The sequence below is a fragment of the Nibribacter koreensis genome (assembly GCF_039541795.1).
Classification (GTDB): Bacteria; Bacteroidota; Bacteroidia; order Cytophagales; family Hymenobacteraceae; genus Nibribacter; species Nibribacter koreensis.
Map to the genome: position 1 here is coordinate 1 of NZ_BAABGX010000005.1, position 17913 is coordinate 17913.

Below are 17913 nucleotides of genomic sequence, written 5' to 3' on the forward strand. Positions count from 1 at the left end.
AAAAAAAAATTAGTACGGCTTTAATTATTATCTTTATGTTTGCATTGAACTCTAACACACCCAATTATGGATAAACTGCAGAAGGTATCTGATAATAGAATGGTTGTTATTCACAACTATCTTATCAATGGCAAATTTGACTTGAGCACGCTGGAAATTCGCACTTTCCTGTATATGGCCTCTGAAATCAAGCCACGAACCACTAGCAGTGATGGTGATTTGGAGTTCAATACTGTTCATGTTCCTGTATCCTGCATTACAGACAGCGTAGGTGGCAAGACTTACAACATACTCAGGAAATTCAATGAGCAATTAGCAACCAAGACTTTTAAAGTTAAAGAATTAGTGCAATCAGGTGTATCAAAAGGTAAAAGAAAGGATACCAATATCCCAATCTTTGCAAAGTTGTCATACATTGAAGGAAGCGGATACATAGAGGGTAAATTCAATGATGAGCTGAAGCCCTACCTTCTTAATCTGATAGGCAATTTCACCAAAACAGAGTTGAAGTTTCTTCTCGAATTGAAGAACACAAATTCTTTGAGAATTTATCTTCTTCTGAAAGAACAATTGGATTTCGGAGAAAGAACTATTGACTATGAGGCATTGAAGGAAATGCTCTCACTCTCTGATAAATATCCTGAGTGGTATGAGTTCAGCCGTAAAGTTTTGAAAGTCGCACAAGAAGACCTAGCTGGCTCAGATATGGCGTTTGAGTTTGAGCCGTTGAAAACAAAGCGTGTGGTTGATAGAATCAAATTCACGCTGAATGGAGACAAGAAAGAATTGCAAGAAACTAAAAGAGGCAATAAGAGAAAAACCATTACTGCCTCTCCCCTACCCTACCAGGAAAATAATCTATTCAATCAACCGGTAATAACATCAACACCAGTAAATGGTGATTTGACGGGCAATGCACGAAACGTTATGTTGAAAAATGGTCTATCTGAAAAGCAGGTAGGATTCTATCTTTCAAAGCTTGAGCCTAAAGAAATCACGAAGACTGTTTACAATGTATATGGTAAGTTGACCACAGAAGAGAAGGCAAAAGTAAATAATCCGGCAGCTCAGATATATGAAGCACTGAATAAGCGTATCGAGTTACTTTCAAAATAAGTCTTTTTGGGTCATTTTAAGCGAGGGTAGAACTTTAATGGAGTATCTCCCTCTTTTTTTATCTGAGCTCAATGACGAGGCTGTAAGTAGGCAAAAAATGATTTTTACTTTGTAGTAGCTCTATCTGGAAAGCAAATGTCGTAAAATTTCTATGATGTTATAAATGTTAGAAGTAATAAAGTATCTATATGATAATGATTATATTTTATATTTATAATTGTTTACGAATCTTTGTATTATTACAATGCTTGTGGTGTTATATTAACTAACATAATAAATGATGATAGAAACACTTGATATAATTTTACTGCTATAAGAAATAGAAGATATAATTCCTCTTTCCTTTATTTTAACTCTACATCTAATAACTGATCTATCTATGATCCTCTATTAATTTTTGGTAGAAAAAAAGTCGTTCTATTAATGTTAGAAATAATAGAAGATGTATATTTGATTACAATGGTATAGTGTCTATTATTGCTTTCTCAACTAATAATAATAACAAATGGAGTTCTATATTATATCAGTACTTTCCAACAAAGGCGGTGTGAGCAAAACTACATCAGCTATTAATATTGCTGCATACCTTGCCAATAAAGGGAAAAGAGTTTTATTAATAGACTTTGATGCACAAGCCAATAGCACGCTTTCTACCATAGGTACCGGCAATGGTCATGTGGGTGAATGGTTGGTTGGGGAGAAGTCCTTCAGTGATGTGGTGGTACCTTATATTGACAATCTTGACGTGCTTCCAGCGGCTCGTGCGTTAGATACCTATGCAAAAGCAATTGGTTCTGAGAATGATTACCAATTTCTTCTAAAGGAAAGGATTGAAGAAGAGAAGTTGGACGATTCATACAATTATATCATCATTGATAATGCTCCATCGCTCACCACGTTAGCATATACCACTTTCATTGCTGCAACTCATATCCTTCTTCCGTCAGCACCAGAGGAATTTGCTATTGCTGGTATAGCAAATGTGTTACAAACGGTAGCGAATGTGAAGAAACGTTACAACCCAACACTGAAAGTTGCTGGAATTTTCTTCAGCAAGTACCACCCATCATATAGAAGTAAGATTGACAATGATATGGTATTTGCCACCAAAGACGCTTACGGTGATTTGGTAATGGAAACAACCATAAGAACTAATGTATCTATCAAAGAAGCATTGGCTTTTAAAAAGCCAGTGTTTGAGTATGCTCCTGACAGTCAAGGATCTAAAGACTATGAAGCATTGGTGAAAGAGTTGATAGAGAGACTATAATCGATAACATTTCTAACATTTATAGATATGGGGACTAAGCCAAGTTTCAGAGATAAAATCATTGTAAACAAAGATGGGTTTGACAATGAGGCATCAGCAACACCACAAGCACCTAATCTACAGGTAAATATTTCACATGATGTAATAAACACTTCACAACAAGCCTTTGAAGAATCACTGAAACCATTTGCCACCAGATTGCCCCAGAAGTTAATTTTAAGACTTCAACAACACCAGTATTGGGAGCGTGAATCAATCATGGATACAGTAATCAATGCATTAGAAGCTTATCTGGAAGAATCTAAAGGAAGTAAGAAATCATTACCAGAAAAAGTGTTGCAGAAGAAGTTGAGCAGAAAGAAAAGAAGTTGAGTTAGGCATTGTGAGAGTAATTCGAGGAAGCTGTGTGGCGTTGGGTAGGGTAGTGTTTTGGATGGTTCCCTGACTGATAATTCACTATACGGGTCTTTATAGAATCCTGCAGGAAGCACTTCCCAGCGCGTTTTCAGATCAAGCACAAGAGACTGGCTGAGTTGCTTGTCCTAAGGCTGTGATTTGATGCGGAAAGGCGTCGGGGAAACCGGAACAGGAAAGCCAAAATGGTTCCAGGCAGGAGAGGGGACCTCTATGGAGAGCCGTAGGCTGGTAGGCCCTGAAAGGCGGTGTACCGGTAACTGCCACAGTATGGGTGTCGGCACGGGCTGAAACGCCTAAGGGCAAGCCTTTCCCGCACGTGCTTTCTGATGGCAGGAGAACCCCTGCGCATGTATGGTTTACGCTTGCCTGGTGCTGGCTTTGGGAGACGCCCCAAGGGTAGCGCGGGCCGAGGGAGAAACGGGCAGGGTGCAGCCTGTGTGGCCCTCAAACCAGACATGGGAAAATAGGGCAAGTAAATAGCTCTTAGGGCATTGTAGGAGAGGTAGTTGTAAGCTGTGTGTTTCAGTTGAAAAACGTGTCGGGAAAACACTCCCGGGTGTGTTTTCCTCTGAGACCGAGAGCCCACACGGGCATATCTCCGGGGCAGCCGTCCATTGGCCTTCAAACAATGCTTTGCCCGGCTTACAAATGAACTGCATCTCGATCCTAAAACCTACCGGGAGCGGTGTCCGCTGCGTTTTTAGGATCGAGATGCGGACCGGGCTTGGGCCTTCGCCGACACATTTCTTTCCGTACGCCCGCGGCCCAGAGATCCGCTGGCAACAGCGCCCTCCCGGCTCTTCCCGGCGCGGTTTGGGATACCCTCTCCATGCGCGGCTTCGCTGGCCCGGCGCCACACTTTGTAGCGTCAGCGGCTGGCCTTCCGCCTGAACGGTTTAAGGGGTAGGGCAGAGGCGGACTTTCTGTCTCCCCCTGCCCCTGAGGCTGCGTCCGGCGCGTTTTCGCCTCGCAACAGCCACCCCTATTGCCGGGTTGCCATGGCGGGCCATCCCGCCAAGGCAACCGTATCGTTGGTTGGGCCTGGGGAAGCCCCGGATACCACTATTCCCTTCCCCTTCGTTCACTGTCCAGCCCACCTTCCAAATGAGGGCTAACAGGCCGGTTCCGGGCACCCCGGGAAGGATCTTTCCTTAGGGTAAAAACTCATCCGACTGGGTTCTGCCCGGAGTCGAACTACCCCCTCGGCTGGTTCTAAGCCAAAGACTAGGTAGGTAATTGTACTTCAATTAGTTATCAGGCGACTCCTGATGTAAAAACGGGTTCGGGAAAATACTCCCGGACCCGTTTTTACATGAACGTGGCGCTATGAGGATATGCAGCTGTCTGAGGTAGAGTTTTTTCTCTCGCCCCATGCAGACGGTTATCACGCAGGGCTCCCCGCTGAAACACGACATCGTCACCCCCGTCACCTATGACCCACTGGGTCGCTCTGCTACGACCTATCTGCCCTACGCCATGGACAGCACCGGCGCCTTCCGACCCGACGCCGTCAGCGAGCAGGAGCGGTTCTACGCCCCCGGCGGTACGGACCCGCTGATTCCGCGCGACAACGCCCCGTTCAGCGTGAGCGTGTTAGAGGCCTCGCCGTTGAACCGGGTGCTGAAGCAGGGCGCCTCGGGCGCGGCCTGGCAGCCGGACGCGGCCCCAGCCGAGACGAGCACCGACCGGACGGTGAAGACGACCGAGCGCACCAACGCGCCCGGCGAGGTGCGCCTGTGGGAGGTGGATCCCTCCACCGGAATCGTGTCCTCCCCCGGCCACTACGGTGCGGGGGAGCTGTATGTAAGCGAGACCAGGGACGAGAACCACGCCCTGACGCTGGAGTACAAGGACAAGGCCGGCCGAGTGCTGATGAAGAAGATGCAGGAGTCTGACGCTACGCCGTCCCTGGAGTCCCACTGGCTCACCACCCAGTACGTGTACGACGACTTCGGGAACCTGCGATTGGTGATCCAGCCCGAGGGCTCCCGCCGGCTGCCCGCGGCAGTGAACGGCACGGTGACACTCTCCAAGCCATTCATGGCCGACTGGTGCTTCCGCTACCTCTACGACGGCCGCAACCGGCTGGTGGAGAAGCGCGTGCCGGGCGCGGGGCCGGTGGAGACGGTCTACAACCTCCTGGACCAGCCCGTCCTGAGCCGTGACTCGGTGCAGATGCAGAGGGGCCGCTGGTCCTTCACCAAGTACGACGCGCTGGGCCGGCCGGCGATGACCGGGGAGCTGGCCAGCGCCGCCACCCGACTGCAGATGCAGGCCCAGGCGGACGCCTACCATCTCTCCAACGGCAAGAAACTCTATGAGACCCGGCCCCAGAGCGCGGCCGGCTACACCCTGGCAGACGCCTTCCCGGCCGTGACGCAGGGCGACCTGCTGAACGTCACCTTCTACGACGACTACGGTTTCCAACCCCCGGCCGGCATGGCCTTCACGCCGGAGGCGGGCCTCGCCAACAGTGACAGAAACGGTCTGGTGAAGGGACAGGTGACGGGCACGAAAACCCGCATCCTGGGCACCCAGAACTGGCTCACCTCGGTAAATTTCTATGACAGGGACTACCGTGTGATCCAGTCGGTCGCCCAGAACCACAAGGATGGTACGGATCGCACCTCCACCCTCTACGACTTCGCGGGCAAGACGCTGGAGACGCTGGCCACCCACTCGACCCTAGCCAAGGCAGCGGCCGTCAAGCAGCGCATGGCCTACGACCACGCGGGCCGCCTCACGGAGCAGTGGCAGCAGATGGATACGGACCCCGAAGTACTGATGGCCCGCCACCGCTACAGCGAGCTGGGGCAGCTGGCGGACAAGGGCCTGCACAGTAGGGACGACTCTTCCTTCCTGCAGAGCGTGGACTTCCGCCACAACATCCGGGGATGGCTCACCCACATCAACAACCGGAACCTGGACAATGACGGGGTCAGCAACGACGATGCCACCGACAAGTTCGGTATGGAGCTTAACTACGACCGGACCCACCACCTGAACCTGTCCCCGGCGCAGTTCAACGGCAATATCTCGGAGGCGGTATGGAGCACCGGCACGGATCGCCAGGTCAGGGGCTACGCCTATTCCTATGACAAGGGTGGCCGCCTTAAAGGCGCAGAATACAGGGCATGGAACTACGCAGCCGGCGGCTACAACGCGGAAAGCGGGCGCTTCTCGGTGACGGGGATTGCCTATGACGCCAACGGGAACATCCTTTCCCTGAAACGCAACGGCCTTACCTCCAAGAGCGCCTACAACCGGGACAGCACCACCTTCGGGGCGGTTGACAACCTGAAATACGCCTATATGGGGAACCGCCTGCGGGCAGTAGATGACTCTCTGGTGGCTATGGGATCGGCCGGGGACTTCCGCGACAACGGCAGGAAGGAAATCAGTACCGGTACTTGGGAGTACGGCTACGACGCCAACGGCAACATGACCTCCGACGCCAACAAGCAGATCGCCAAGGTGCGCTACAACCTGCTGAACCTGCCGGACTCCGTCGTGATCACGGGCAAGGGGTCTATTAGCTTCACTTACACCGCAGCCGGGCAGAAGCTTAAGAAGGAGGTCTTCGAGACGGGCAAGCCCGTGGCGGTGACCGACTACGTGGGGGGCTTCGTCTACGAGCGGGACACGCTCCGCTTCGCCCACACGGCGGAGGGGCGGGCGCTGCACACCCCAAACAAGGACCAGAAGTGGCGCTACGAGTACCACCTCAAGGACCACCTGGGCAACCTCCGGGTGAGCGTGGCCGAGGCTCAGACCACGACCATATACGCCACTATGGAGCCCTCCAGGGCCGCCGAGGAGGAGGAGGCCTTTCAGCAAGTCAGCGAGACGCGCCACCTGGACCGGGGCCGCTCCCGCACCGGCAGCCACGCCGCCCTGCTGGGCCTCAACGGCCAACGGGTGGGGCCGACCACCAGGGTCGCGCTGCAGGCCGGCGACAGCCTGAAGGCCAGGGCCTACGCCATGTACGCCAAAGAAGGTGACAACGCCAAATTCACCTCAAGCATAGCGCCGATCCTCATCGCTGGCTTGGGGGCCGGCGGAGGGGCTGCCGTGGCCGAGGGGATGCAGGTGAAGGAAAAGAAATACGCGCCCTACCTGGGGGCGGGCATCGCACTCGCGCCGGTAATTGCGGAGAAGGCCCAGGGCAAGCCTAAGGCATTCTTAGTATATAGTATATATAACAAGGATTCCGTATTGATGGCTTCCGGGCAAAGGCCCGTGACGAAGGAGGCGCAGGAAGGGTGGGAGTCATTGGAAATCACTCATGTGGCGGAAAAAGACGGCTTCGCTGAAGTAAGTGTAGTAAGCTACGAGCCGATGGGCGTGTGGTTCGATGACATCGAGGTGACGGCCGCCGAGCCCGAGCTTGTGCAGGAGAACCACTACGACCCTTGGGGGCTCAACCTGGCCGGCATCGAGAAGCAGGGGAATCCGGACCACCGGTTCCAGTACAACGGCAAGGAGAAGCAGACTGAGCTGGGGCTCAACTGGGCGGACTATGGGGCTAGGATGTATGACGCGCAGATTGGCAGGTGGCACGTGATAGATCCTTTAGCGGAAAAAGGCCGGAGATGGAGCCCTTATACATATGCTTTTAACAATCCTATTAGATTCATAGATCCAGATGGAAGATGGCCAGGAGAGAATGGTTTTAACAAAATGGTTAATAAAGCAAAAGAAGCTTTTAACAAAGCTTCTAAACTAATTAATAAAATTACACCATCTTTAAAAATTGAGTTTGTTGGCACAGTGGGGCCTCAAGCAGGTATTAAAGTTGGGAAAGTTTTTGACCTAGATGTCACTGTAGGAAATATTACAGCGGTAAAGACAACAACCGAGCTTAAAGAAGGGAATGTTTCACATTCTGTACAAATAGGAGATACCGAAATAAAAATGGATGGCAAGAAAGATGTGACGAGTCAACCAGGTTTTGAGGTTGAAAATAAGGTAGGACTTACAGTAGCTGGAAACGGTTACGAAGTTGGAGCAGTTCAAAAGATTAATAGAGACCTTGAAGACGTTGAATACAAAACTTATAGTAAAGCTACTGGTGGCAAAAACAATTGGAGTCAATCAATCACTAAAGAAGAAGATATGCATACAGGTAAAAAAACTACCAAAGAAGAAGCAGGTTATACAATCGGCCTTAAATTTATTGCAGGAGTCGAATTTAAAATTACATTTGGAGGAGAACACTAATGCTGATCTATAGGATAATACCTAGAATAATTAAGTATCTATTTATAGCGCTTAGCTTTGCATTCGTAATTGCTTACATAGGTAAATGGATAATGCAATCGGATACTCCTGACTTCTTAGACAAGATAGTTGAGAATAATAAGAAAGATGTTAAACTTATGAATCAGATAGGTGGGTATAAAACGTTTCAGTATAGTTATCAACCAATCGATAGTAAAGAGGATTCTGTGTCTTTTGAAATCATAATATATGGATACAAAAAAGATTTTATTTATCAGGGGGAATCCTATCAGTTAGAAAATGGTGATTGGAGAATAATAAATACAAGAACAGATATAAAGAATAAATAGCATGAGCCGATAAAAATTATGTTATTTATTTGAAATGGTTTAACTTAATAAAAAAGGAGCCTCTTATATAAAAATAGAGAGGCTCCTTTTTTATCAATTACCGAGAAGGCTATTAAAGCCCCGCTCACTAAACTAAAGAAATGTCACAGTTAAAGAGGTCTGCTGGTCGGGGCAAAATTACTTCCTCCCACCTAATAGGCTCATCTACCATCCTTCGTCTTTTTGGTTTGTCGCATAATGCATTAAGCAGTGGCATCAGAATCTCAAGCAGTGCACACCTTTACGACCATAGAGGCGAAGGCAGTGCGTAGTCTAGATACCACAAGGTAGCCATCAATCTCAAAGAGGCAGAGCACCTGAACTCACAAGGTTCGGCAGCCGATTGGTTACAACCATTGAAGGAGCGGGAACTATTCACCCCTGCTGCGCCTGGTTTGCCCTCTTCTAGAACCTTTCCTTGGGCTGGATTTCCAATGTGGTTGGGTTTTCCTACATCATAAAAAAGGCCCGCCTTTCAGCGAGCCCTTAAAGTTACAGCGTATTGGTTGACACGTTTATACGTGTGCGTGTCCCACATATTGTGAAAGCGCATCAGCCACCACCTGGTTAAGAGATATCTTTTTCTCCACCGCAAGTATCGCCGCCTTTCTATGTATTTCGGGCTTGACCCGGACGTTGAACACACCTTTCAGGCTCTTTTCGGGAGTCTTGCCGGTCTCTTTGCAGAATTCAATATAATCATCCACTGACTCCTGGAACGCAGTCTTTAATTCGGATATGCTTGTGCCCTCAAAGGTCACGAGATCGGTTACAAACTCAATTTTGCCATGAAACACTTCATCGGTTGAGCTGTAGTTGACGCTGCCGATAAAGCCCTTATACTCCATTGCGTTTTCCATTAAAACAATTTCTTAGGTTTGATAAATGTCCTGGGCTTCTCAGCGCCCAGGACTTGAAAGATAGATAATTGACTAATCTAAGTCTAATTCCTTGATAACGTATTTAAGGACGTATTCTTTAACTATGTTACTAGGGTGTGGCTCGTGAAAGGAGAGCATTTGGCCAGTTTCGGGATGGACGTACCTCCTTCTGCTTCCGCCTGTCTTACCTCGTTTCTGCTCTTCGAACTCCCGCGCCCGGAGGAGTTTTGTCAATTCTTCCCAAGTGAAATCCTTGGGCAGTGTGAGTAGGCGCTCTATTAATTTGGCGAGTTTACTCATACGGCTGTAACTATGGTGCAGTTACAAATATAGTAACTAGTTTTTAGTTACACAAATACTCTGCCAGAATAACCACGCCACTCCTTTTCGCAAGAAGTATCAGCTGAGCAGCCCTTTCAACCAACCTTGTGGGCAAGGACACCCTTTGATTCGCCGTCTTGGTCACTTTCCCTGCTATGATACCCTGTCCTTTGTTCTCCCCCGCCCTAGGTAGATCTTTGTCATAGCTGCTCCATTTGAGTTAGCCTGAAGATATATTTTCGCGAAGACTGCGAAAAGCGCCGGCCCTCCATTATTCTGGTAGGCAGGTCTTAACCGCTGGCAGGTGAAAACATTTTATCTGGATTTTAAAACTAATGCGAATCCCGATTATATAATGGGTACAACCAATGATTGGGAGGGTGGCAAATAAATGTCCTAAAGCGTACGCCGCGTGCTTCGGACCTTTGGCCTTCGAAAAATAAAGGGCATTTAAAAGGACTAAAAGCTCTTTGGCCTTTTTTACCGGGCGCGAATACTGCGTACATGCTAGCGGCGGGCTTTGGAAGTAAAACTAGATAGAGGTTCTTACTATTTTGTTTTCTGTCCTCTTGAAAAAGTCAATTCTGCCCCTAAGGTTTGTATAAGAGGGATGGAACTATGGATAGCTCTTTAAAAAGGATGCAAAGGCTTTAAAGACAATTCTTTATAATATTAATAATCAAATTATGCTAAAAATAATGGTGTATTTAAATGATTTTTAAAGCTGCCTTGCGTGGATGTGCTAAAAAGATAAGCAATCAATCCCCGCCCCATTAGTTGTCGTCTAACTAAATTGCCGAGGCTAGTTCGAATGAGGCTATGGAAGCTTGAAACAAATTTCCACATAGGAATTGAAGCTATTACTTTGACAGATAAAGTTCCTGCCTGCGCAGGATAGACAAAAACGCATGGCCGACGTATTTCCGCCACTCTTTAAATATATGATACTTCTAATCGTCGTGATCGTAAGTTCAAACCCAATTGACTCGGCTACCGCCCTTATCGGCTTGGCAGCAGTCTGTGTTGAACTTGCAATCAACTTGAGGGAATGGCGTAAAGGCTCCTCATAACGACCAAAGCCCGCTGAAACGCGGGCCCCGGACCTAGAGTGGGCTGCATGAAGATTGGCGTCGCACATGCAGCTGGAGCCGCAATATTAACTATTCTTGCGTTAAAGCCCTACTGATCCCAGTGGGGCTTTATTTTTATATCGTGTTGTAAGATAAAATGTTTAGCTCTTCTGACCCCAACTTTTGTTAGGATTTAGTTATCCAAACGCTATCCGTGCTAAGTGTAGGCCTATTATTGTATTTGAAGGTTTATCCTAAGCCCCAAACTATGAATTTTACATTTGACCGAAGCTTAGGGCTTAAGCGATGCAGCCTACTGCACAGACTTCCGCATTAGTCATTGCATCTCTATCTGGCCCAGGTAGCGGTAGCAGGTAGCGCGGCCGACGCCCAGTATTTTGGCGATCTCGCCCACGCTCTTCCCCCCCGCGTCGAAAAGTATCCTCGCAGACTTGGCCTTTTCCAAAGCATCAGGGGAAAGGCCTAGGGGCCTGCCCCCGGTCCTGCCCCGAGCCTTGGCGGCGTCCAGCCCGGCCCTGGTGCGCTCGCGGATGATTTCCCGCTCGAACTCGGCCAGCGAGGCGAACACGTTGAAGGTGAAGCGGCCCGTGGACGTGGCGGTGTTGATGCCGTCCTGCAGGCTCACGAAGTCCACGCCTTTCTCCTTGAACTCAGCCACCAGGTCTATAAGGTCCCTGAGGGAGCGGCCCAGGCGGTCCAGCTTCCAGACCACCACGGTGTCACCCGGCCTGAGTTGGGAGATCATCCTCTCCAGCTCGGGCCGGTCTTTGCTCTTGCCTGATTTCTTCTCCATGTATATCTGCCCGCACCCGTGATGGGTGAGCGCGTCCGTCTGCAGTTCCAGCTTTTGGTCCTGGGTGGAGACCCGGGCGTAGCCAATCTTCATGTTCGTCTCATTAATCCGTCTCAAAAATAGGGAATTTATTTTGATTTGTGAGACGGCAAAAAGAGACGGATTCGGTGAAACTGAGATAGGTAACGCCAACGTTTAACTTTGTCTCAAAAAACGGCCGTTTCAAGAGACAACTTTATATTGCCAAAGTGTGCAAGAAGAAATTAAAACCAATTTGGTGAAATCTATATCAAAGCTTATTGAGTGTTTTAGAATTTAAGCGATTGCTTAAATAAAGAAATATCCTTAATTTTGCCATATGGAAAGCACCACATGTATCCGCCAGGCGACGGATATTCCCCAAATAGAACGCTGCAGAGACAGAGTCGGAGCCTTGGACGGTTCCTTTGCCCACGTAGCCAACGGCCTGGAGATGGCAGGAAATCCTGTGAGACTGAAGATCCTGTTTCTTCTTTCCGAGGAGCAGGGACTTTGCGTGTGTGACCTGAGCGATATTCTGGGGATCAGCGTCTCAGCGGTCTCACAGCACCTCCGGAAAATGAAAGACCGGAGCCTTGTCAAGGCTGCCAAGGAAGGGCAGACCATCTACTATTCCCTGTCCCCCGAGTACGGGGAGGTGTTGAGACCATTCTTCCAGACAGTCACTGAGAGTGAAGTAGTAGAGGCAGTATGAAATCAGAAAGCAAATTAGCAGGAACCAGTCTTATGGCTGCGCTCGCAGCCTCCATGTGCTGTATCACGCCCTTTTTGGCCCTTGTGGCCGGAACCAGTGGCATGGCCTCCTCCCTCGCTTGGCTTGGGCCGTTGCGCCCAGGGCTTATAGGACTGACAATAGCGGTGCTGGTGTATGCCTGGTACCAGCGGCTGAAACGGCAGCCCAAAGATGATTGTACTTGTGAAATAGAAGAAAAACCTAGATTTATGCAGAGCAAGACCTTCCTTACCCTAGTGACCGCGTTCGCGCTTTTGATGCTCACCTTCCCTAACTACGCCAATGTGTTCCGCAATGAACCGGTAGGGCAGAACAGCCCTGCCAAGGTGCAGGGGAAACCGAAGAACAGGGCGGTGGCGGAGTTCACCATCACCGGCATGACGTGCGCAGCCTGTGAGGGGCATGTGGCCAGTGAGGTGAACAAGGTGCCTGGGATTATCGGCCTGACCGTATCCTATGCCAACTCAAATGCTGTGGTGGAGTTTGACAGGTCCAAGACCACGGTGGAGCAGGTGCAGAAGGCTATCAAAGCAACAGGATACAAAGTCACTGAGACAAAGATTAAAAAGTAACAGCCACTATAAAACTGAGAAGATGAATCCAACCGACCGCAGAGGATATGCACCTAGGGTGAAGTTCCTGTCCGGAGCAGTGGCGTTGTCTGCCCTGTTGCTGCTGGCACTGCCGATGTATGCCAGGCTGTACTCCCCAGGACCGGAGGGTGTTTCCTTCTATGCCGTGCCTTTAGTGTGCAGCGCGGCACCAACTATCGGCTGCGGGAGTAAGGCGAAGTTTCTGTTGGTGGACTTGGAACAGCACAGTGAGGCCATAGAGGGTGCTTGGCTTAATAGGAAAGGGACCGTTGTGGCTGTTAAGTGGCGTGGCACGGTCAGTTCAGACAAGAGGGAAGCAGTACTGAAAGCGGTTGGCACTGTACACAACTCTACTCTCACCGCCCTGACATCTAAAGAAGAGGCAAATGTTTCCGCTTCATTCCCAAGTAAAAAAGACTGGTTCAGGGGCAGAGAAGTGGATGAGTTGAGCAGGGAAGAGGCGCGCATAATAGCGAAGAACACTATGAAAGGCTACAGGGAAAAGCAACTGGTGAAACCCTCGTTCGAGAAGCAGTTCGAGGCTGATGTTGAGAAGATTTATACTGACCTGTTCCTTTCCATCTCCTCATACAAGGACCTCAGCACAGAGACCTACAACAGGATAGAGGCGCAGATTCAGGCCGCCGGTGAGAAATACGTAGGCATAGGCAACATGCCCCGTGTTGAACTCTGCACTGCACCGAAACTGGAAGGCGCTAAGGGGGAATCATGCACACAGGCCACCGGCAAATCGTGCTGTGATAAAAACTAACGACAGAACGGAAGACACAGTGATTTTAGAATCCACCATCACATGCCCAGAGTGCGGACACGCCCAAGAAGAGGAAATGCTCACCAATGCGTGCCAGTACTTCTATGAGTGCGGGAAATGCCACGCCGTTTTGAAGCCCTTGCAGGGTGACTGCTGTGTATTCTGTAGCTACGGCACCGTGAAGTGCCCCCCTATACAGCAGAATAAACCTTGTTGTGCCTAGTCCTTTGGAAGCATGAAGATGAAAAAATCCATCCCTGCGCTTCCCGTCAGGAATATTGGGGAGGCAGTTAAATTTTACTCGGAGAAGCTTGGCTTTGAGGCACGCCACCAAGAGGACGAGTTCGCTATCTTAGTCCGTGACGAGATGGAACTGCACCTGTGGAAGTCAGGGGATGAGAGTTGGAGAATGAGGGGAGCCTCTATGACTGTAATGCCTATCTGCAGTGGTGCCGAAAGCTTTCTGGCCGGCACTGCCAGTTGTAGAATAGAGGTACAGGGAATAGACGACCTGTTCAGGGAGCACCAGAGCCATACACCTTCAAATTAGAATATTGGTAGTCAAAGCCTGGTTCTATAGCTGTATGTATGCATGTATAACCTCTGGGAAAGGAACTACCCCTATGCCTCAGAGGTTATACATGCATACAGCTACAATGAATATGCGCAGAAAAGCCTTATTTTTCCCCGTCTTGATTTTACTGACCCTATCTTCAGTGAATGTTATAGCCAAGGATATAATGCACCAGACCATCAAAAGCATAGAGGCGAAGTACATGGAAATGGGCGCGGAGGCCACTTACGTGACAGCCAAAGGAAAGCCTGTCGCGCAACGTATCTCCTTCCTTGACGAAAATGACCTGGCACTTCCATCCGGCAGTAAAATCCGTCAGATTGCGCTTATCCGCCATGGGGAGCCTGACTTGCGGAAAACAGGCAAATTTTCTTACCAAGAGGCGAAGCGGTTTGTCGCGGATTATGACAGTGTAGGGATAGTAGTGCCTGATGCTTCCTTTTTCAGCCTTACAAATCCTGCCCAGGTGAAAATATTCTCCAGCTCCATTGCCCGGGCCAAAGCTACCGCTCAGTACATATTTGGGGAAGGCAGGGAGATGACCGTTTCCCCCCTATTTAGGGAATTCGAATCTTCCATGGGTCACCATAGCCCTGATCTTCGGATTCCTATTAAAGTCTGGACCTCGGCCGCACGCGTGAAGTGGGTGATGGGCATTGACCGCCAGGGGGCTGAGAGTTTTTCCGATGCCCGCAAACGGGCACAGCTGGCGGCGTATACCTTAGCCGGTGCCACCGAAGAAAACCCCAATATAGCCCTTGTGGCCCACGGGTTGTTAAACCGGTATATTCAGGAGAACCTGGAAGAACAGGGGTGGCATGTGGTCAGGAACGGGGGAAGCGGCTACTTAGGCACTACAATTCTAGTTAAAGTTGTAAGTTAATAAGCCTTGTAGAATCCGTTTTAAAGTTTTCCTAAGGGGCCCTTCTAGTTTTTGGGAAAGCCTTTGGAATAGACAGAAAAGGCAGAACATTTCTAAAATATGTTTAGGGATGTTTTGCCTTCTTCTTTTTAGAACCACATAATTGATTTGTTTGGGTTCAACTGCTTCATTATGTGGATTATTTTTTTCAAAACTAGACAGGAATCATAAGCGAAAAAAATAATCCATTACGTTTAGGTGCAATTATAGCTTTTACCTAGGCTTTATTAATGGTACCCCTTCAGAGAGAAGTCTCCCTAGAAGCATGTATGTCTAACTTCTGTTTTTAGTCCTATTACTGAAGCCAAAACTGAAAAACAGTGCTTGAACAGTAAAAGCTTGCCAATTGTGAGTTTTACATGGCATATTCTTTTGCTCTAAAAAGCTCATTGGCTTGTATGTCATTGATTAGTGAAATGTGCATACAGCATATTTCCAAAAGTATTTATCCATTGCTTCAAGCAACTGGGCTGGTATAAAGGTACTGACGCAACCTTTTCCCAATCATTCGGTAAAGTCACATTAATTCTCACCCGTTCGTTATGCTTTTGAAAAGAATTCTAAACCTACCTTTCGTTTTTTCCATATTCTTGGGACTTGTCAGCTTTGAGTCCCAAGGCCAGGTAATTGACTCACTCAAGGCTCCTCAAGAGGCTGTAGCAGCCGACACGTTAAAAAAATACCAAGACTCTACGCTTGCACAAGCTACGAATAAAGCCCCGTTCTTTAAATCAAAGGCCTTCAAGGCTACCATCATTCCGGCAGTACTGATTGGGTATGGGCTGAGCACAATCAAAGACAACGGCCTGTACAGCAGTTACGACGCCAAGAGGGACATACAGAGGCATTTCCCGAATTTCAAAACCACGATTGACAATCCTCTGCTCATAGCGCCATATGTGGAGTTGGTTTTGGCCAACCTGCTGAACGCAAAATCAAACAACGACTTTCTGAACACCACCATGGTGATCCTGAAGGCCGAGGCCATCTTCGCCGTATCGGTGTATGGGTTGAAGCAGGTCACCGACCAGGAGCGCCCCAATGGGGAGAACCGGGAGTCCCTGCCCTCGGGCCACGCGGCCCAGGCGTTTCTCGCCGCGTCAATCCTTAACGCTGAGCTGAAGCACCGAAGCCCGTGGTACGGCGTCGGGGCTTATACCGTTGCAACCAGCGTAGGGGTCTTTCGGATGCTGAACAACAAGCACTGGCAGAGTGATGTGTTTGTGGGTGCCGGTATTGGGATGCTTTCATCCCACTTGGCCTACCTGTCGCACCGTAACCGCTGGGGCCGAAAGCCCTCCATTGTGATGTCTCCTACCCTGATTTATGGGGTACCTGGGTTCGCGTTTTCTTTAAATTTGGATGACTATAAAAATCGGCGGAATAAACCTGATCTGAATAAGATCAGCCTGAACTGAAATTACATCAGATCTCTTGCCAGAGAATGCAGTTGATAGAAGTTCCCTAAGACAAAATAAGGTTGAAGGAAAGCATGGGAATCCAGCCCACTATTGCTGTATGCTTTTTGCTTTTGAAAAAAGATTAATAATAAGGGAAATCGATTTCGATCGTTAGTTTAAAAGAAGGGTTACTCTGTTCTCCACCCTTTCTAATCCTAGATAGTCGTCCTTTGCCAAAGTTTGTGAAAACAATATAACTACTCAGCATTGGGCCGAATTCCAAAGATGGATTAGAAGCTGTTTGGACAGTTGATTATTACTGAGACTAAACTTTAATATATGGCCACTGCCCAGACAGCTCTGATGAAAATGGTCTGCATTAATAGTAGGTATATGATAGCCCCTTTCAGCTTTCTTATTGTAGTTTTATGCCTTTTATCAACAAGCTGTGAAAGGAAACCCACTCCTGAAATTCCCGAGTCAAAAGCAGAGACTACCCTGAGCCCGGACAGGGCAGAAAACCCCTTTGCCATACCGGCCCAGAGTGAGCCTGACACGTTGGGAGAGAGTGTCATGGCGCAGGCAATCGGGCAGGTCGGTGATTCCCAAATTGAAATCGAATACCATTCGCCAGCCGTCCGAGGGCGGGCTATCTGGGGTAGGGAAGTCCCGTACGGCCAGCTGTGGGTGACGGGCTCCCACTCCGCCACGCGCCTGACAATTGGCGCCCCGCTTCTCTTTGGGGGAAAGGAACTACCGGCGGGGAAGTATGCCATCTTCACTATCCCAGGGAGAAAGGATTGGGAGGTAATAATAAACAGAGACTGGAATCAGCACCTCACGACACAGTATGCCAGAAGCAAGGACGTCCTGCGGTTCACTGTGAAGCCCAGCCTCCAAATGATCAATCAGGAGCGTTTGCGATATGAAGTCATATCCCTAGGGGCTGATTCAGGTCAAGTGACAATGAGTTGGGAGAAAGTGAAGATATCTATACCATTATCGAAAAGAGCCACTCTTTGATTTACAACTCTTATATTCTAATGTATTTGAACTTCATTCAAGCTATAGCTAAAATATTTATTTAGAATAAATCTTAAGCCACGGATAGTCCTTGGAAACGTTTGATTTGGCTAAGGAGAAACTTCTCTGCAAACGGAACTTCACCTAAGCTAATAAGTAGGGTTTTGACGCTGTTATTTATAAAGCAGATTATTATAAGAAAGTGACCCATAGAGAGAAGGGTCTTTCTTCCTCCAGTTATAAGTACATGAAATCAATTAAAACGTCACGAAAGCGAAAGAAGTCTAATCAAAAGATAGGTCTATTGTTCCTGTACTATGTCTTGGCAGCGTTACTCCTCGCCGTTGCGGTCTTCCGGA

16 protein-coding genes are annotated in these 17913 nt (G+C 48.6%); 13 read left to right on the forward strand and 3 right to left on the reverse strand.

The window, feature by feature from the left end; genetic code table 11:
• Positions 1-66: 66 nt before the first annotated feature.
• From ABD880_RS18910 to ABD880_RS18930, 5 genes are all read left to right on the forward strand, one after another.
• The gene (locus tag ABD880_RS18910; protein ID WP_345169758.1) at positions 67-1116 is read left to right on the forward strand and encodes a replication initiation protein; all 1050 of its coding nucleotides are present in this window, start codon (positions 67-69) and stop codon (positions 1114-1116) included.
• 505 nt (positions 1117-1621) lie between these two features.
• Positions 1622-2386: a ParA family protein gene (locus tag ABD880_RS18915; protein ID WP_345169759.1), complete on the forward strand. Its 765-nt coding sequence runs from the start codon at positions 1622-1624 to the stop codon at positions 2384-2386.
• 27 nt (positions 2387-2413) lie between these two features.
• The gene (locus ABD880_RS18920; protein WP_345169762.1) at positions 2414-2758 is read left to right on the forward strand and encodes a hypothetical protein; all 345 of its coding nucleotides are present in this window, start codon (positions 2414-2416) and stop codon (positions 2756-2758) included.
• A gap of 1416 nt (positions 2759-4174) precedes the next feature.
• Positions 4175-8023, forward strand: coding sequence for a DUF6443 domain-containing protein (locus ABD880_RS18925; RefSeq protein WP_345169765.1), 3849 nt, complete (start codon positions 4175-4177; stop codon positions 8021-8023).
• A gap of 92 nt (positions 8024-8115) precedes the next feature.
• The gene (locus tag ABD880_RS18930) at positions 8116-8373 is read left to right on the forward strand and encodes a hypothetical protein (RefSeq protein WP_345169768.1); all 258 of its coding nucleotides are present in this window, start codon (positions 8116-8118) and stop codon (positions 8371-8373) included.
• A 554-nt stretch (positions 8374-8927) separates the two neighbouring features.
• On the opposite strand, the gene ABD880_RS18935 is transcribed toward ABD880_RS18930, so the two are convergent.
• The 3 genes from ABD880_RS18935 to ABD880_RS18945 all read right to left on the reverse strand — a co-directional run bounded on the left by ABD880_RS18935 (position 8928) and on the right by ABD880_RS18945 (position 11591).
• Positions 8928-9272: a type II toxin-antitoxin system HicB family antitoxin gene (locus tag ABD880_RS18935; protein ID WP_345169770.1), complete on the reverse strand. Its 345-nt coding sequence runs from the start codon at positions 9270-9272 to the stop codon at positions 8928-8930.
• A gap of 72 nt (positions 9273-9344) precedes the next feature.
• Positions 9345-9593 carry a type II toxin-antitoxin system HicA family toxin gene (locus ABD880_RS18940; RefSeq protein WP_345169772.1) on the reverse strand — a complete coding sequence of 83 codons (249 nt, stop codon included), beginning with the start codon at positions 9591-9593 and terminating at the stop codon, positions 9345-9347.
• Positions 9594-11021: 1428 nt separating this feature from the next.
• Positions 11022-11591, reverse strand: a complete 570-nt coding sequence (locus ABD880_RS18945; protein WP_345169774.1) for a recombinase family protein — start codon at positions 11589-11591, stop codon at positions 11022-11024.
• A gap of 265 nt (positions 11592-11856) precedes the next feature.
• Between ABD880_RS18945 and ABD880_RS18950 the strand changes: the two genes are divergently transcribed.
• The 8 genes from ABD880_RS18950 to ABD880_RS18985 all read left to right on the forward strand — a co-directional run bounded on the left by ABD880_RS18950 (position 11857) and on the right by ABD880_RS18985 (position 17554).
• Complete coding sequence (locus ABD880_RS18950; RefSeq protein ID WP_345169777.1) at positions 11857-12231, forward strand: ArsR/SmtB family transcription factor; 375 nt, start codon at positions 11857-11859, stop codon at positions 12229-12231.
• 32 nt (positions 12232-12263) lie between these two features.
• Positions 12264-12842, forward strand: a complete 579-nt coding sequence (merTP, locus tag ABD880_RS18955) for a mercuric transport protein MerTP (protein WP_345169780.1) — start codon at positions 12264-12266, stop codon at positions 12840-12842.
• 22 nt (positions 12843-12864) lie between these two features.
• Entirely contained in the window at positions 12865-13635 is a 771-nt protein-coding gene (locus ABD880_RS18960) for a hypothetical protein (protein WP_345169781.1), read from the forward strand.
• 19 nt (positions 13636-13654) lie between these two features.
• Positions 13655-13858, forward strand: coding sequence for a GDCCVxC domain-containing (seleno)protein (locus ABD880_RS18965; RefSeq protein WP_345169784.1), 204 nt, complete (start codon positions 13655-13657; stop codon positions 13856-13858).
• A 12-nt stretch (positions 13859-13870) separates the two neighbouring features.
• The gene (locus ABD880_RS18970) at positions 13871-14185 is read left to right on the forward strand and encodes a VOC family protein (protein ID WP_345169785.1); all 315 of its coding nucleotides are present in this window, start codon (positions 13871-13873) and stop codon (positions 14183-14185) included.
• A gap of 112 nt (positions 14186-14297) precedes the next feature.
• Positions 14298-15092: a histidine phosphatase family protein gene (locus ABD880_RS18975; protein ID WP_345169788.1), complete on the forward strand. Its 795-nt coding sequence runs from the start codon at positions 14298-14300 to the stop codon at positions 15090-15092.
• A gap of 587 nt (positions 15093-15679) precedes the next feature.
• A complete protein-coding gene (locus ABD880_RS18980) occupies positions 15680-16549 on the forward strand; it encodes a phosphatase PAP2 family protein (RefSeq protein WP_345169789.1) in 870 nt (289 codons plus the stop codon).
• 321 nt (positions 16550-16870) lie between these two features.
• Positions 16871-17554, forward strand: coding sequence for a DUF2911 domain-containing protein (locus tag ABD880_RS18985; RefSeq protein WP_345169792.1), 684 nt, complete (start codon positions 16871-16873; stop codon positions 17552-17554).
• Positions 17555-17913 lie beyond the last annotated feature (359 nt).

What these genes read in the sequence shown, in the direction of transcription:
- ABD880_RS18910 (WP_345169758.1), top strand. Translation starts at nt 67, where the DNA reads ATGGATAAACTGCAGAAGGTATCTGATAATAGAATGGTTGTTATTCAC.
- ABD880_RS18915 (WP_345169759.1), top strand. Translation starts at nt 1,622, where the DNA reads ATGGAGTTCTATATTATATCAGTACTTTCCAACAAAGGCGGTGTGAGC.
- ABD880_RS18920 (WP_345169762.1), top strand. Translation starts at nt 2,414, where the DNA reads ATGGGGACTAAGCCAAGTTTCAGAGATAAAATCATTGTAAACAAAGAT.
- ABD880_RS18925 (WP_345169765.1), top strand. Translation starts at nt 4,175, where the DNA reads ATGCAGACGGTTATCACGCAGGGCTCCCCGCTGAAACACGACATCGTC.
- ABD880_RS18930 (WP_345169768.1), top strand. Translation starts at nt 8,116, where the DNA reads ATGCAATCGGATACTCCTGACTTCTTAGACAAGATAGTTGAGAATAAT.
- ABD880_RS18935 (WP_345169770.1), bottom strand. Translation starts at nt 9,272, where the DNA reads ATGGAAAACGCAATGGAGTATAAGGGCTTTATCGGCAGCGTCAACTAC.
- ABD880_RS18940 (WP_345169772.1), bottom strand. Translation starts at nt 9,593, where the DNA reads ATGAGTAAACTCGCCAAATTAATAGAGCGCCTACTCACACTGCCCAAG.
- ABD880_RS18945 (WP_345169774.1), bottom strand. Translation starts at nt 11,591, where the DNA reads ATGAAGATTGGCTACGCCCGGGTCTCCACCCAGGACCAAAAGCTGGAA.
- ABD880_RS18950 (WP_345169777.1), top strand. Translation starts at nt 11,857, where the DNA reads ATGGAAAGCACCACATGTATCCGCCAGGCGACGGATATTCCCCAAATA.
- merTP (WP_345169780.1), top strand. Translation starts at nt 12,264, where the DNA reads ATGGCTGCGCTCGCAGCCTCCATGTGCTGTATCACGCCCTTTTTGGCC.
- ABD880_RS18960 (WP_345169781.1), top strand. Translation starts at nt 12,865, where the DNA reads ATGAATCCAACCGACCGCAGAGGATATGCACCTAGGGTGAAGTTCCTG.
- ABD880_RS18970 (WP_345169785.1), top strand. Translation starts at nt 13,871, where the DNA reads ATGAAGATGAAAAAATCCATCCCTGCGCTTCCCGTCAGGAATATTGGG.
- ABD880_RS18975 (WP_345169788.1), top strand. Translation starts at nt 14,298, where the DNA reads ATGCGCAGAAAAGCCTTATTTTTCCCCGTCTTGATTTTACTGACCCTA.
- ABD880_RS18985 (WP_345169792.1), top strand. Translation starts at nt 16,871, where the DNA reads ATGGCCACTGCCCAGACAGCTCTGATGAAAATGGTCTGCATTAATAGT.